Annotated in this window: 13 protein-coding genes; 5 read left to right on the top strand and 8 right to left on the bottom strand. The window is 38.9% G+C overall.

All coding sequences use genetic code 11. From position 1 onward, the window contains the following. The first annotated feature begins 159 nt into the window (after positions 1–159). The 4 genes from F993_RS07945 (at position 160) to F993_RS07960 (ending at position 7757) form a co-directional block, all read left to right on the top strand. Positions 160–1971, top strand: coding sequence for an ABC transporter ATP-binding protein (locus tag F993_RS07945; RefSeq protein ID WP_085942740.1), 1812 nt, complete (start codon positions 160–162; stop codon positions 1969–1971). Then, on the top strand, positions 1968–3800 hold the full coding sequence (locus tag F993_RS07950) for an ABC transporter ATP-binding protein (protein WP_004655049.1): 1833 nt from the start codon (positions 1968–1970) through the stop codon (positions 3798–3800). Before F993_RS07945 ends, F993_RS07950 begins: the two co-directional genes overlap by 4 nt. A gap of 164 nt (positions 3801–3964) precedes the next feature. Next, positions 3965–6457, top strand: coding sequence for a TonB-dependent receptor plug domain-containing protein (locus F993_RS07955; RefSeq protein WP_004655047.1), 2493 nt, complete (start codon positions 3965–3967; stop codon positions 6455–6457). Positions 6458–6494: 37 nt separating this feature from the next. After that, a complete protein-coding gene (locus tag F993_RS07960) occupies positions 6495–7757 on the top strand; it encodes a lipase family protein (RefSeq protein ID WP_004655046.1) in 1263 nt (420 codons plus the stop codon). 93 nt (positions 7758–7850) lie between these two features. Here the strand turns inward: F993_RS07960 and F993_RS07965 are convergent, their stop codons facing one another. Beyond that, the gene (locus F993_RS07965; RefSeq protein WP_004655045.1) at positions 7851–8939 is read right to left on the bottom strand and encodes an LLM class flavin-dependent oxidoreductase; all 1089 of its coding nucleotides are present in this window, start codon (positions 8937–8939) and stop codon (positions 7851–7853) included. 310 nt (positions 8940–9249) lie between these two features. Here F993_RS07965 and F993_RS07970 point away from each other — a divergent pair, with 310 nt between their 5' ends. Further along, complete coding sequence (locus F993_RS07970; RefSeq protein WP_004655042.1) at positions 9250–10326, top strand: sigma-54 interaction domain-containing protein; 1077 nt, start codon at positions 9250–9252, stop codon at positions 10324–10326. Positions 10327–10362: 36 nt separating this feature from the next. Here the strand turns inward: F993_RS07970 and tatC are convergent, their stop codons facing one another. The 7 genes from tatC to F993_RS08005 all read right to left on the bottom strand — a co-directional run bounded on the left by tatC (position 10363) and on the right by F993_RS08005 (position 15352). Then, positions 10363–11112 (bottom strand): twin-arginine translocase subunit TatC, encoded by a 750-nt coding sequence (tatC, locus tag F993_RS07975; RefSeq protein WP_004655041.1) that lies wholly within the window; start codon positions 11110–11112, stop codon positions 10363–10365. After that, complete coding sequence (gene tatB, locus F993_RS07980) at positions 11109–11525, bottom strand: Sec-independent protein translocase protein TatB (RefSeq protein ID WP_004655038.1); 417 nt, start codon at positions 11523–11525, stop codon at positions 11109–11111. Before tatB ends, tatC begins: the two co-directional genes overlap by 4 nt. A gap of 13 nt (positions 11526–11538) precedes the next feature. Beyond that, positions 11539–11754, bottom strand: coding sequence for a Sec-independent protein translocase subunit TatA (locus tag F993_RS07985; protein WP_004655037.1), 216 nt, complete (start codon positions 11752–11754; stop codon positions 11539–11541). Between the two features lie 95 nt (positions 11755–11849). After that, on the bottom strand, positions 11850–12605 hold the full coding sequence (locus F993_RS07990) for an ABC transporter ATP-binding protein (RefSeq protein WP_004655034.1): 756 nt from the start codon (positions 12603–12605) through the stop codon (positions 11850–11852). A 36-nt stretch (positions 12606–12641) separates the two neighbouring features. Further along, the gene (locus tag F993_RS07995; protein WP_004655033.1) at positions 12642–13430 is read right to left on the bottom strand and encodes an ABC transporter permease; all 789 of its coding nucleotides are present in this window, start codon (positions 13428–13430) and stop codon (positions 12642–12644) included. Then, the gene (locus tag F993_RS08000; RefSeq protein ID WP_004655031.1) at positions 13430–14269 is read right to left on the bottom strand and encodes an ABC transporter permease; all 840 of its coding nucleotides are present in this window, start codon (positions 14267–14269) and stop codon (positions 13430–13432) included. The genes F993_RS07995 and F993_RS08000 overlap by 1 nt, the downstream gene beginning before the upstream one ends. A 3-nt stretch (positions 14270–14272) precedes the next feature. Continuing rightward, on the bottom strand, positions 14273–15352 hold the full coding sequence (locus tag F993_RS08005) for an ABC transporter substrate-binding protein (protein ID WP_004655030.1): 1080 nt from the start codon (positions 15350–15352) through the stop codon (positions 14273–14275). Positions 15353–15500 lie beyond the last annotated feature (148 nt).

Below are 15500 nucleotides of genomic sequence, written 5' to 3'. Positions count from 1 at the left end.
ATTACAACAGAACCATTGCGCCAGTGTTTTAAAATCAACACCACTATAAATAGTTATCTATAAAAATAATATAAAACAAAGGTTTAAAATATTTTTTCAGGTCGCTAATTTGGCATGAATCTCGCACTAATACAAAATCTCAAATTTTTTCTATCTTTTATGTTTAAAAATTATCCATTATTGCGAAGTTTGGCTTTGTATCGATTTATGCCATTTCGCTTCTTATTGACGGCGACCTTATTTGTTATTGCAAATTTAGGGTTAGCAATCCAACAATATTCAATCGGTCATGCGATTGATACCTTAAAACATAGTGAAAGGGAAACTTTATTTCAGCATGCATTTTCTGATCCTTTAAACCCTTGGTTTTGGTTTATTCTACTTGTGAGTATTGCTGGCATTAGGGCAGTTGTTCAGTATCTGGCAGGGTTAAGTGCTTTAAGCATTGGTCAGCAATTACTGAGTATTTTAAGAGAAAGAATCTTTTCCCAAGTACAGCATTTAGATGTTTCATGGCACTGGAAGCATGGGCTGGGAGAAGTGTTATCTCGAACAACACGTGATTCAGATAAATTAAAAGAAGCATTGATCAATTTTTGGCGGCAAGTGTTTGAATCAAGCTTGGTGGTTACTGTAACCGTCGGACTCTTGTGTTGGTACCATCCTTGGCTGGGAGTAGTTCCTTTACTATTTATTTTTTTAGGGCTTTTGGTTCTATTTAAACTGACCAATCAATTGGTTGTATTGGATCATCAAGTTGCATCTACCTACGAAAAAGTCAGTGATAGCTTAGCGGAAAGCGTGAATGGAATTCGGGTAGTCAAAGCTTTTCAACTTGAAGAGAGACTTTTACAGCGCTTTAATCATGCCGTAGATCTATTTATTCATCATTCCATTCAGACCATCAGCACAAGTGCAAAACGGTTACCTATCCCCCAAGTGATTATTGCATGCTCTTATTTATGGGTCATCGCTTTTGGTGCTTATTTAATTGGACAAAATCAGTTGCAAGTGGGGCAATTCGTCGCTGCCATTCTTATGGCAAATTTATTGGTGTTTCGTATTGAAAGCATTGGTCAGGTCTTACATATTTTTGCTGATGCACGTTCATCTGCAACAAGAATCTGGCAAATGTTAGATCAGAAGTCCGCAATTGAAGATCAACTATGTCCTTTGCCTTTGCAATGGCGTGATGAGTTAAATATTAGACTAGAAAATGTAAGTTTTCAGGATGAAACAACGCAAAAGTGTATTTTAAAACACTGCCATGTTGAATTTCGAGCAGGTGAAATCGTCACTGTTGTAGGTAAGACTGGCTCAGGTAAAACGACATTGATGAATTTACTCAATCGGTTTATTGATCCAACAGAAGGGCAAGTTTTGATTGGCTCTGAGCAAACGGGCTGGACAAATATTAAGGATTTAAGCCTATTTGAATTACGTCATTTGGTTCAGATCATTCCTCAGGAAAATTTCTTTTTTAGCGGCACATTGGCAGACAACTTAAGAATTGCTAAGCAAGATGCAACTGAGCAAGAGATGAGGGATGCTTTACATTTAGCGTCTGCATCAGAACTATTACAACGACTTGATGATGGACTAGACACGCTGATTGGGGACAAGGGCGTTACCTTGTCGGGAGGACAAAAACAACGTCTTGCTTTGGCCCGTTCCATTCTAAAGAATTCACCCATTTTAGCTTTAGATGACTCAACCAGTGCCTTAGATGCGACCACTGAAAAACAGGTTTTACAGCGGCTATCAGCACTTTCTGGTAGTGGCAACCCTTCGAATAAAACAATCATTATTAACTCTAATAAACAAACCACGATTGCTTTATCTGATCGCGTTATTGTGCTTGATCAGGGTCATATTATTGCCCAAGGCACACATGCTGAATTGGTTCAAGATTGTTTGTTTTATCGAGAGTTGATGGGTTTTCAGTTAGAGCAGCAGGAGATTGATGCATGAATACCAGTGTTAAAAATTTCCGCCCATTCGCACAATCAGCTGATCTACAAATCGAAGAAAATTTAGCAAATACCTCAATTCATAGAGGAATGTTAACAAAACTTATTCCTTTAGTTTATCCCATCCGCTACTTGCTGCTTGCTTTAATTACAGTAGAAATTTTACAAGTAATGAGTATTTTTGTCCGACCTTGGGTAGTGAAATATATTCTGGATTCGGGCTTTCAACAAATTGCTGGAAAAGTAGTATTGCATCAGCCAGTTTTATTGATTGTGATGAGCATTTTGACATTGAGTTGGATTTGTCGTTTTGCTTTAGCAAGCGTATCAAAATATCTTTCAGGCCGAGCAGCTTTAAAAGTGATTAATGGTTTAAGACGTTCTTTATTTCAGCATATCCAAAGTTTAAATATTGGATATTTTGATCGTACCAAGGCTGGCAGGATTATTTCGCGGGCCGATCGTGATGTCGAAACATTAGAGCCTGTTTTAATACAAGGGCCACCAGAGCTACTTTCCGCAATTTTGCGTTGTGGATTAGCTTCAGTACTGCTTTGGCATATCTATCCACCATTTTTTTGGTGCTTATTTGCGACGCTACCCATTTTATTTGGTATGACTGCAATTTTTAAGAAATCATCGCAAAAACATTGGGGACGAGTTGCAGAAGAACGCAGTCGATTTACTGCTCATTTGGTTGAAACAGTAAATGGAACAAAAATCATTCAGCAGTTAAATTACACCGCAACCAATCAATCTCGTTATCAAGAATTATTGAAAGACTTTAATAATTCTATTATTTATGGCAGTAAGCGGACCAGTTGGTTTGCCCCTTTTACAGGCTTACTTTCAACGCTAGCCACTGCTGGATTTATTGTGATTGGTAGTTATGCTTATAGTGACGGCATCATTAGTATTGGCCAGTTTGCAGAAAGTATTTTCTATGTGTTTTTATTCTTAGCACCCTTACAGGAACTTACCGATCTATTTGAACGTTATGCAAATGGGGCAGCATGTGCACAACGTATATTTCTACTTTTAGACACCCAATCTACGATTCAAGAACAACCGAATGCGGTAAAGCTTGTACAGTTGAATGGTCATATTCGATTTCAGTCTGTAGATTTTGCTTATACCCATAAACCTGTTTTACAAAATTTTAATTTGGAGATTGAAGCTGGAAAAATAATTGCGATTGTAGGGCCAACAGGACATGGCAAAAGTACCATGGCTCAATTGCTAACACGGTTTTATGAACCTCAGCAGGGCGGAATTTTTCTAGATCGTTATCCAATACAAAGTATTCAGCTTGCAAGTTTAAGACAGCATGTGAGTATTGTTTTACAAGATAATGTTTTATTTAGTGGAACAATTTTAGATAACTTACGTCTAGTTCAACCTGATGCTACAGATCAGAAACTTATCCAAGTTATTGAAGACTTGGGAGCAGATGAGATATTGCAACAACTGCCACAAGGCTATTTCACCGAAGTTGGGGCGCTTGGTAAAAATCTTAGTCATGGACAAAGGCAACTTGTTTGTTTAGTTCGTGCTTATTTGGCAAACCCTAAAATATTAATTCTAGATGAAGCCACCTCTGCAATTGATATTTATACTGAGCAAAAAATACAATATGCGCTTAGACGCTTATGCCAAAATAGAACCTGTATTGTGATTGCACATCGGCTGAGTACCATTCGTGAGGCTGATAAAATTGTTCTAATTGAAAATGGTCATGTCGTAGAGCAAGGTTCGCATGAGCAGTTAATGCAGCAACAGGCAGCTTATTTTCAATTGTATCAGTCCTATCTACAAAATCAGCTTGTCTAGCGGTCGGCAAATTTAAAAACTGTAGTTTTATAAACATTTTTTTGAATCATTGTTTAAATTTAAACAATGATTCTTTTGTTTTTTTACTCAATACTTTGATAATAATAAATAAAATATTTGGCATTGGCTTTGCTATATCGGTTTAGATCGTTAAGGAAGCTTATATGCGTACATATTTTTCTCAATTCATTCTTCACTCCTCACTTTTTGCACTGAGTACACTCACTGCCTCAATTGCTTTGGCAAATGATCAAAAGAATTTGTCAGGGAAAGAGGATGCCATCACATTACAATCTGTGGTTGTTACAGGCTCTAGACGGGCAATTAGTAGCTCACTTGATGCACCTGCCCCCGTTGATATTTTAACTGCCAAAGCGTTACAAGAGACTGGTGCGACTGATCTTGCAGCAGCGTTAACACGGCTGTCTCCCTCGGTGACTTTACCGAGTTCTCCTGCAGGTGGTTTTGGAGCATCGGTTCCGCCAAGTATTGCGCTCAGAGGATTATCTGCTGATCAAACTCTAATTTTAATTAATGGAAAACGTCGTCATACATCAGCTTATTTCACTCGCCAAGCCTATGCAGGTGGAAGAGGCGCAGCGGTAACTGACCTAAGTTTAATTCCAGTGAGCGCGATTGAACGCATAGAAATCTTGCGGGATGGTGCTGCGGCACAATATGGGTCAGATGCAATTGCCGGTGTGGTTAATATTATTTTGAAATCACGAGATCATGGAGGTGGCGTAAGCTATCAAATGGGTGGTTACACTCAAGGAGATGGTGAACAACATAAAGTTAATCTTTGGAAAGGTTTTGCGCTCCCTAATGATGGTGCATTGACGGTTGCGTTAGATTTAGGCAAACGTGAAGCTGCAAGTAACACAGCACCGGATACGCGAACTTTTTATGATGGTTCAACCAAGGCTCAATATACAGAACAAAATACACCTTATAGAACGTGGAAATTTGGTTCGCCCGAACAAAAAGATCAAGTCAATGTGACTGCCAATCTAGATTTACCTTTGACAGATGACGTTGCACTTTATGGTTTTAGTAGCTATGGACACCGTAAAACAATAGGTGAAAACTTTTATGAACCACCAACAACCAAAACAGTACTGAATCAATCCAGCTATTTTAAAGAACGTTATCCAGATGGACGCTCGCCATTAAGCTTAGTCACTGTAGATGATTTTGCAACCACCGTTGGAGTGAAAAAAGGGGAGTTGAAGTCAGGTAAATATGATCTTTATGCAACTTATGGGCAAAATAAAGTCAGCACAAAACAAGGCAACGGCATTAACCCAAGTTACGGGCCAAATTCTTCTTCAAACTATGACTTAGGCGAAAATATCTTTGCGCAATTAAATACAGGGCTCGATTATAGCCGTGATATTGCAATTGACGGGTTAGCAAGTCCACTGACGTTGTCTACAGGGGTTTTATATCGTTGGGAGCAATATAAGCAAAATGCGGGTGATCCGATTGCCTATACCCGTGGCCCATATTTCAATCCGAGTACGACTTTAGGTGTTGGTGTTCCGGGAATATATGCCGGAATTACAGACCAAGATCAACGAAAAATTAGTCGTGATGTTTATGGTATTTACCTAGATTTAGAAGCAGATATTTTTAAAAATTTGAATGTGGGCGCAGCTGTTCGAAGTGAAAAATATTCAGACTTTGGGTCGACCACAAACGGAAAATTATTTGCTAAATATGATGTATCACCTCAGTTGGCAGTACGTGGTTCAATCAATACAGGCTATAGAGCACCGTCATTGGCACAACAAGGATATTCTGCTTATAGCGTACAAACGGTGCAAACCCCTTCAGGGTGGCAAGATGTGCAACAACGAACTTTAGTTGCAGGCAGTGAGGCCGCTTTACTGATTGGCGGAAGCTCACTTAAACCAGAGAAATCCACAAATTACTCTTTAGGTTTTGTTTGGAAGCCACTTGCGAATACCTCAGCAACTTTAGACCTTTATCAAATCGATATTAAAAATCGTATTTTGCTTTCAGACAATATTACTGGAAGTGTAATCACCAATGCATTTGCCAATTCACCGTATTCAAATATTGCCAATGTGGCGTTCTTTAATAATTTACTCGACACACGTACCCAAGGTTTAGAGCTCGCGTTTAAGCATGATTTAAATCTTGAACAATATGGCAAGTTAAATCTGAATCTAGGTCTGGCCTATAACAAAAATGAAATCACTGAAACCAGAGATTCTATCACCGCAAAAGGTGAGCGAATTCCCGTTTCAAGCATTGCAGGACGAAATACACAAAGCCTGATTGAGTCTACTGCACCGAAAACAAAGCTGACCCTTGGCGCACTTTGGTCAAACCAAGCGTGGAGCGTCAATACCGCAATCCGTCGCTATGATAAATGGACGACCTTAAATAATACCAACACTACATTAGACCAGACTTTTGATCCGCAGTGGATTGCAGATTTAGATATTGGCTACAAAGCGGATGCATTTGTGAAAGGTCTGAAGTTCAATTTAGGGGCAATCAATTTATTGAATAGCCATCCGGATAAAGCCAAAGATTCTTCGGTCGGCAACATTGTCAAATATAGTTTTAATGCCCCTGAAGGCGCATTTGGAACGTATTTATATGGCCGTGTAAGTTACGAATTTTAAATCAAAAATGATGAAACAAATTTTAAGGTAAATGACAATGCAACCTACTTTTTTATCAACCTTATGCAAGTTTTCTTTAATCACCACGATGTTAACTTCGAGCTGTTTGGCGACTGCTCAACAAGCGCCAGCACCTGAAGATAAATATGGAGATGGCCGAGTTTCTGAGTTTTATACATGGAAATCGGCTATTCCAGCGCAGGCTGGAAAATTATTAAAAACAGAGGCTATTCATAATCCTTATATTCGTTTGGCAAATGACAGTCAGGCGATTCGAATTCTCTATAGTTCGACCAGTGGCAAAGATAGTAAAACACCTATTGTGGTTTCAGGAAGTATTCATTTACCAAAAGGGACTCCTCCTAAAGGTGGTTGGCCAGTGGTGTTATGGGCACATGGTACGGTCGGTTTGGCCGACGCTTGTGCGCCGTCTTGGAGTGGACGATCATACCGTGATGTACAATATTTAAATCGTTGGCTTAAAGAAGGATTCGCAGTCGTTGCCACAGATTACGAAGGGTTAGGTGTTGCAGGACCGCATTTGTTAATTAATAACCCGATGCTGGCCTATAGTATTTTAGATAGTGGTAGAGCTGCTTTAAAAACCAAGTTACCACTTGCGAATAAGTTTGTGATTGTTGGCCAATCACAAGGAGGCGCAGGAGCGGTTGCGGCTTCTTCCTATTCGGCAACGTACGCACCTGACTTAAATATTAAAGGTTCAATTGGTACAGGCGTGATTTATCAAGATCCTGAAGCGACGCCTGAAAAAAATCAGTTAAAGTTAAATCCTTACGAAGTCAGCCCATCACTGGCTTATGGCATCTATAGTTTTTTAGTGACGCAAAGTTTATATCCAGAGATAAAAACAGAAGATATTTTCACACCTGAAGCAGTGCCTTTAGTTGAACAAGCAAGAAATGCCTGCTTAACAAGCTTTATGGGGGATATTCAAACTGCGGGTCTTTCGCCAGCACAAGCGTATAAACCTAATCCACCTGCAAACTATAAAAAGCTGCAACAGAAACAATCGAATGATTATGGTTATTATCCGACATTAAAAATCAGTCACCCACTCTTTATCGGAACAGGGGCAAACGACCGAACACCTGATGCCCGATCTCAAATGAAGCTGGTGGCTGATGCGTGTAAAGCGGGTACCGTGGTCGAAGGCCATTTGTATCATGGCTTAGGGCATAGCGAGACCGTTAATGCGTCATTACAAGATTCGATTCCATTTGCTAAAAAGGTGATTGCAGGAGAGAAAATTCAGGCTATTTGTAAGCCTGACTTACAATAAAAGATGACATAAAGATTTTCTCACTGAAGAAAATCTTTATTTTAAAAAGCCGCTCTTCAAAGATATTGCAGAGCGGCTTTATGCTTTAAATATTTAAGCGATGTGCTTTAATCTTTTTGCAGCCTCTTCACGTACAGCAGGGATGATATAGCGGCCATAATCGACCGTGTCATAGATCGGATCGTAGCCACGATTTAAAAAGGTGGTAACGCCTAAATCTACATAATCGAGTAATGCCGCAATAATGGTATCTGGTGTACCCACCAAGGCAGTGGTATCACCATAAGCGCCTACAGCAGTTGCTGTGGGCATCCATAAGGCACGATCATGTCGATCACCTTGTTGCGCTGCTGCCAATAAGCGTTGTGAACCGATGCCTTTGATTTTATGTCCTGATAATGTGCCGTTATTTTGAAATGTTGGATTATTTTGAATGTCAGCAAGTATCTGTTCTGCTCGTTGCCAAGCAAGTTCTTCGGTTGGGCCAATAATAAGGCGTACGGATAAGCTAACAGGTGGCTGTGGTTTATTGGCGTGTTCTGCTGCGAGCTTTAATTTAGTAATTTGATCTTTTACACCAGCCAGTGGTTCCCCCCAAAGTGAATACAGGTCTGCATGGCGGACTGCAATATCATAAGCAATATCGGATGAGCCACCGAATGAAATCGGAATTGTCCCGTTGACTGGCTTTAACGGGCAAAAAGCGTTTTCTAGCTTAAAGTACTTACCTTCATAACTAATAGGTTGATCGCTTTTCCAGAGTTTCTGGATGATATCTAGATATTCCCCGGTCCGTTCATAACGTTGAATTTTATCAACAATATAATCACCTTCTTGAGGCTCAGCTGTAATTCCAGTAATTGCATGTAAACGGATTCTTCCACCACCGGTCGTATGGTCAAGTGTCGCAAAAGAACGTGCAGCCAGATTTGGTGTTACAAGCGCGGGACGATGGGCAATCATAAACCCGAGTTGCTCAGTATGCTGTGCGAGATAAGCTGCGATTTGTGTACTGTCTGGGCTGCTTGGTCCGCTAGCAATTAAGACTTTATCAAAACCCGCATATTCATGTGCCCGTGCATGATAACGTAGATAGTCGAGGTCTATTTTATGACCAATACGTGTCCCTTTGGTTTCTGACCATTGATTAGGAAAAACCATACCAACGAATTCGATGCTCATTATTAAACCTATTTTATGGATTTTTAACCAATGAGCAAAATAAATGCCAAGTTTAAACTGATATAAAATAAGCGATTAGGGAATAGTATTTTAATTAGGTGTCTAAATTCGATCAGAAGCATTCTTATTCTGCTTAAAAAACAACATTTCATAAATTGAGAATTATATTCTTAATAAAGTTATAAGTTGATTTTAGAGTAATGAATATTTAAATCATGGATTGAATATCTGTAATTATTATTTATCAGTTTTGTAATTGAATTGTACTATTCTATTTTAATATCATCCTCATCTATTTAAAGGATTAATTATGAAATCCTATTTGGATAATGATTATAAAGTAATTACTTTGCCAGATAACGGGGTACCTGTAAAACCAATTCGAGCAAAAGCAATTATTTTCTCAGATCAAAACTCCCGTAAATTGTTAAATCAAGTTGAAACTATTGCACCAAGCTCTGCTAGCGTTATCATTCAAGGTGAGTCGGGCACAGGTAAAGAGTTGATTGCACGCGAAATTCATTTGAAAAGTGATCGTAAAAACAAACCTTTTCTTGCTGTGAACTGTGGTGCTCTGGTTGAAACATTAGCTGAGTCTGAGTTATTCGGCTATGAGGCAGGTGCCTTTACTGGAGCAAATAAGACACGTGCTGGTATTTTCGAAACAGCAGATGGTGGCACTTTGTTTTTGGACGAAGTGGGTGAGTTGCCACTATCTCTACAAGTCAAGCTATTACGGGTACTGCAAGAAAAAGAAGTGATGCGCGTAGGTGGCCGTAAACCAATTCCAATCGACGTACGTATTCTGTCTGGTACGCATGTAGATTTGCGTAAGGCTGTGGCAGAAAACAAGTTTAGGCTCGATTTATACTATCGTTTGAATGTCGTGGTACTGAATATTTTGCCATTACGGGAACGTAAAGGCGATATTTTACCTTTAGTCGATTTTTTCTTAAATTCGTATTCTCAGAAGCTGATTACCACCAAGCCAAATATTAGTGATCGGGCAAGAAATGCACTCCTCAATTATAGTTGGCCAGGGAACATCCGTGAGTTGGAAAACAATATCCATTATGCTTTACTGATGAGCAGTGGTAAAACGATTGATATTGAACATCTGCGTTTTTCAGAAGAAGGTGGATCAGCAGCCTTACCTGATAGTGATTTAATTCAGGAGTTTGAAGATATCCTGAAGCGTTTATTTCAGGAATATGATGGGGAAGCTTGGCATATTATTGAAGATAAGATAGTGAATACCGCATTTTCAAGTTGCTGGAATAATCAGGTCAAGACGGCAAAAATGTTAGGTCTTTCGCGCAATGTTTTGCGCAACCTTTTGTCTCGGTATAATTTATTACCCAATAAGAATGAAAATGAAATTGCATAGAAAAAATATTCTATTTTCAGAACATCCATCTTTGACCTATGGATGTTCTTTTTTTATGGCTGTTAATTTAGTGATCCATAAGCCTAATTCAAATAATAGCCACATAGGGACAGCAAGAGCCAGCATACTGAACACATCTGGCGGGGTAATGAACATTGCAATAAAAAAGAAGAACACAATGATGTGTTTGCGATGTTGTTCTAATTGTTGAATAGATAGAATTCCAATAAAAATAAGAATATAAGTTAATACCGGAATTTGAAATGCCAGACCAAAAGCAAGAAAAAGCTTTAAGCAGAAATCCAGATAGCTATTGATATCCGTCATCGGTAATACATTTTCAGGAGAAGCCAATACAAAGAACTTTAAGGCCAGGGGCAAGATCAGGCCATAAGCAAACAAGAGGCCGAGATAAAATAAAAAAATACTGGAAAGTGCTAGAGCGACACCAAATCTTTTCTCGTTTTGGTAGAGTGCAGGTGCAACAAATTGCCAAAACTGATACAGGATAAAGGGAATACTAACTAGAATTGCCAGATAAATGTTGAGTTTGAATGGAGCTAAAAATGTACTCATCACATCCGTTGCAATCATGGTTGAGTTAACAGGTAACAATGAGATTAAAGGTCGAGCAAGAACATGGTAGTTTTGTTGGGCAAGCGGGAGAAGCACTAAAAAAATGGTAACAACCGCACCAAGGCTATAGATCAAACGCTTTCTTAACTCTTTCAGGTGTTCGCTATATTTCATTTCAGTGAGGTTTTCACTGACGAGATGTTCAGTCATGCGGCTTGATCCTCATTGAATTTATTGACTGTTTTAAAATGAGTTAAAAATGGCATCCTTAACTTGTCATCTGATTGGATATAGACATAATCCGTGGTGTACGTTGCTGTAGTTCTTTGTTCCAAAGCAACAGTGGATTGTACATTTTCAATTTCTTGTTGCATGAGCGCGAGTTGTTGTTTGAGCTGTTCTTCATTTTGTTTTATTCTTTGCAGCTCTTCTTGCATGATTCTTTTGAGTTCAATCAATTCCAGTTCATTTTCTAGATCATTCTGGATTTTATTGAGGTGGTTTTTAATTGCTCTATATTTGAATAGTACCGTTCTTAATGTTTGAGGAAGCTTTTCAGGCCCTAAAATGATGAGGGCAATAATACCAAAAGCAAATAGTTCCCCAAAACTGATATTAAACATGGCAATATATCACTTATAACTTGGTCTGCTTCTCGCTATTTGATTCTAACGAATTAATATCTTTGTATTGTTGATTCTGTATTAATTTTGGATCATCAGGGTTAACAGAGTCTTTAAAGTCTTTAATTGCTCCACCCAAATCTTTTCCTAGGTTTTTTAGCTTTGAAGTGCCAAATAATAAAATAACGATAACGGCAAATAATAGAATATGCCAAATTGATAAACCCATGCTAAAACTCCTGAATAATATATAATAAAGACTATTAATATCACGACATTGTCTATTTTCTAAATCATATTAATATCAATCAATATTCGATTTAATTATGCGGTATGATCCAGTAGATGAAGTGCTTGATTACGAAAATTGAATAAGCTTTCACTGTCTTTATGTCTTGGATGGGCTAAAGGAATAGGTATAATTTCCTTGATTTTCCCTGGTCGAGCTGACATCACAATCACACGATCTCCAAGATATACTGCTTCTTCAATATCGTGCGTCACAAGAATCATGGTGATTTTTTCATGTTGCCAGATACGTTGCAGTTCAGCCTGTAAATGACTCCGGGTCATGGCATCCAATGCACCAAACGGTTCATCTAAAAGTAAAATATCAGGTTTATTGACCAACCCACGTGCAATGGCAACCCGCTGTGCCATACCACCAGACAATTCGTGAGGGTAGGCATTCTCGAATCCAGTAAGTCCAACAATTTCGATATGCGCTTTCACACGTGCATTTTTTTCTGAATGGCTTAACCCAGTTTCTTCCAGCGCCAAATGGATGTTTTCGGAAACGGTGAGCCAAGGCAGTAAGCGATGCTCCTGAAAAATTAAGCCTCGTTTTAAATCTGTCCCTTGGATAGGAATTTTATTGAGTAAAATTTCACCTTGATAGTCTGAGTCTAGTCCTGCAATTAGACGGAGTAGCGTCGATTTTCCACAACCACTGCTGCCGACAATGGAGATAAATTCACCTTGCTCAATGTCGAGATGAATACCATCTAAAACAGTTAAGTTGTTCTGATCACGTTGAAATGATTTATTGAGTTTTTTAATCGAGAGTAGAGGAAAAGACATTTTGAAATCCTGATTGTATTTTTAAATTAGAGGCTACTAAGCTCGCCATTGCAGCAGACGTTTTGAAATGAAGTGGATACATGTGGTCATAAAAATACCGCTGATTGTGACGGTCATTGCGCACACCAATAGGATGTCCATTTCAGCATTAATTTCAGCTTTCATCATGAGATTGCCCAAGCCTGCACCTGCATTGAATAGCAATTCACTTGCTGTGGTGGTGATCCAGGTAAAAGGGACCGCTAAATTTAACCCCGTTAAAATATGTGGCAAGGCTTGTGGCAAGCGGATTCTTTTAAATTCACGCCAAAATGAAAACTGATACATGCGTGCGACTTCACTGTATTTTTCATCATAGTGGCTGAGCCCTTGAAAGGTATTAATGACCAAGGGGAAAAAAGAAGCCAGTGCAATAATAAAGATCTTGGCTTCTTCACCATTGCCAAACCATAAAGCAATTAATGGCGTTAAACCGAGGAGTGGAACTTGTCGGATACTGTTAAACAGTGGCGAAACCAACGCATTAAATACTTTTGAATAGGCGAGTAAGGCGCCTAAAATGAGTCCAACTGTTGAACCAAATAAAAAGCCTAATCCCGCTTTCTTCAGACTACCCCATGTATTCACCCACAATTCACCTGTTTCTAGTAGTTGAAGAGCAGCAGAATAAATATTCTGTAAAGGGACAAAGGCATAGGCATGACTAGAGCCCAGTCCTGAGTTGTATTGCCATAACGCTAGTAATATTGCTGGAAGTACGAGACCTTGTAAGAGGACCACAGGCTGTTGTAATGCACCTTTCAAAGTCAGTGATAGTGACGACATTATTTCCCCCTTGAACTGAGAGCAGGTGATATAAAGCGTTGTTCGACCAAACGTAAAAGTTTATCGAGGCTAAAACCAATCATGCCTGTGATAAATACCCCGACCATCACTACATCCAAGCGAAGCATTTGCCGTCCAAGCTCCATCATCTGACCAATGCCAGTACCCGCTGCAAGTAATTCAACGGCAACTAAAATCAACCATGCTCGGCCTAATGCAATTCGTAGCCCACTGATCAAGGGGGGTAATGTTGAGGGGATGACGATGTACCTAAGCCACGCTCGCGTTTTAAGTTTGTAGATTTGACCGAGTTCAATATATTGTTTAGGAATATTTTTCACTGCATCTGCTGTTGCCAAAGCAATTGGGAAAAAACAGGCTTTGATAATAAGTAAAATTTTAAACAGTTCACCAATCCCAAAAACGAGAATAAAAATAGGAATAAGAACAAAGATCGGAATCTGGTAAAGCAGATTAAATAAGATATAAGTGTAATTACGGAATGTGGTGATTGAACCATAGGCAATTCCAAAAGCAATGGCACTGAGTGCTGCAATAGAAAATCCAAAAAATAATCGAGCAAGACTATCCTTTAAGTGCAGTTGTAGCTCACCACTTTGCAATAAACCAATAAATGTATTCCAGACCGTTGCGGGTGGCACCAAAATTTGAGTTGGAAAAATTTGTAAAGAGCAAATAAATTGCCAAGTAAGTAAAGCCAATATGGGGGAAATCAGCGAGAGCAACCTATACAATTGCTCAGCAGAAATCCTCCTCCATAACGGCGATCTATCTACAACGATATTCTTTTCAAGTGGGGGATTCACGAGCGTTTTCATCGCTTAGTCTCCCTTTTTCTTCGGCTGATCGTTTGCATGTAAATTTTGAATTGCTTGCTCGGAAAATTTTGGATTTAACAGCTCATCTGCTTTTAAAGGCGTTTGAATCAACTGGTTTTTCACAGCATGATCAATGACTTTGGCATAGTGTTGTTTAAGGAAATCAACTTTGTATTCAGGTGACCAATCCTGTTGCCATGTACTTGCACTATTTTGGCTTTCACGTTGAATCACAGACAAAGGTTGTCCAAACTTGGTTTGACTCTGCTGAAATTCATTTTGGTGTTGGGATATCCAGTTCATTGCCCTCACTGTTGCATCAGCAAGTAATTGAGTGGTCTCTGGATATTGTTCAATATAGTTTTTACGTCCCCATAATTCCGCACGCATTTTCCAGTCAGCAGGTAAGGATTGAGATGACCATATAATTTTACCGAGATGGCGGTCTTGTAAAGTTAGCGCATCACTTAAAGTAAAAAATGCATCTACACTTTTGGCAGATAAAGCTGCTGCACCTGCTTGAGGGTTTAGGTTAATAATTTGAAAGTCTTTGAGGTTTAAACCTTTGCTTTGTATCAGTTGACCAAAATTGATTTCCCAAGGACGGCCACGATGTAAAGCAATTTTTTTACCTTTTAAGTCCTGAATACTTTTTACCTGTGAATCAGGTGGCACAATCAGATAGACATTATTACCAATCCCCCCAGGCACTACAATTTGTGTTTTTACCCCAGTTGCATTTAGTACGACAGCTGGTAGGTTGCCATAAAAAGCGAAATCAATTTTATTGTTCAGGAAACTTTCATTGACTAAAGTCGCTACAGCAGCAGTTGTTACTGGCTCCCATTTCAACTCAATATGTTGTTGCTTTAAGGCCTTGAGAAAAATAGGGTCTTGAGAGATGAGTTGTGGTACGCCAATAAAGTCCAGACTACCTGATGTTCCATTTGCTACGACAGCAATACGCAACTGTTGCTGAGATGGTTTACTCTCAGATGCTTGTTCGTTTTGTTTTTGTTTTGCATCGCAAGCGACGAGTCCTAAAAGACTAAAACTTAAAAATAAGCTAGGAAGAATACGCATATCATCATAAGAATTAAAAAATATAGAGGAATAGAGCAAGAACTAAGCCAAAATAATTAATATATAAAAATCAATTATTTATTATTTTTTATGCGGATTATTGTTTTTGAGTCAGTCATGTATGCTGTGAAACAGACATTTAAATGTA

The organism is Acinetobacter proteolyticus (assembly GCF_000367945.1).
Classification (GTDB): domain Bacteria; phylum Pseudomonadota; class Gammaproteobacteria; order Pseudomonadales; family Moraxellaceae; genus Acinetobacter; species Acinetobacter proteolyticus.
This window is presented reverse-complemented; position numbering and strand designations above follow the sequence as displayed.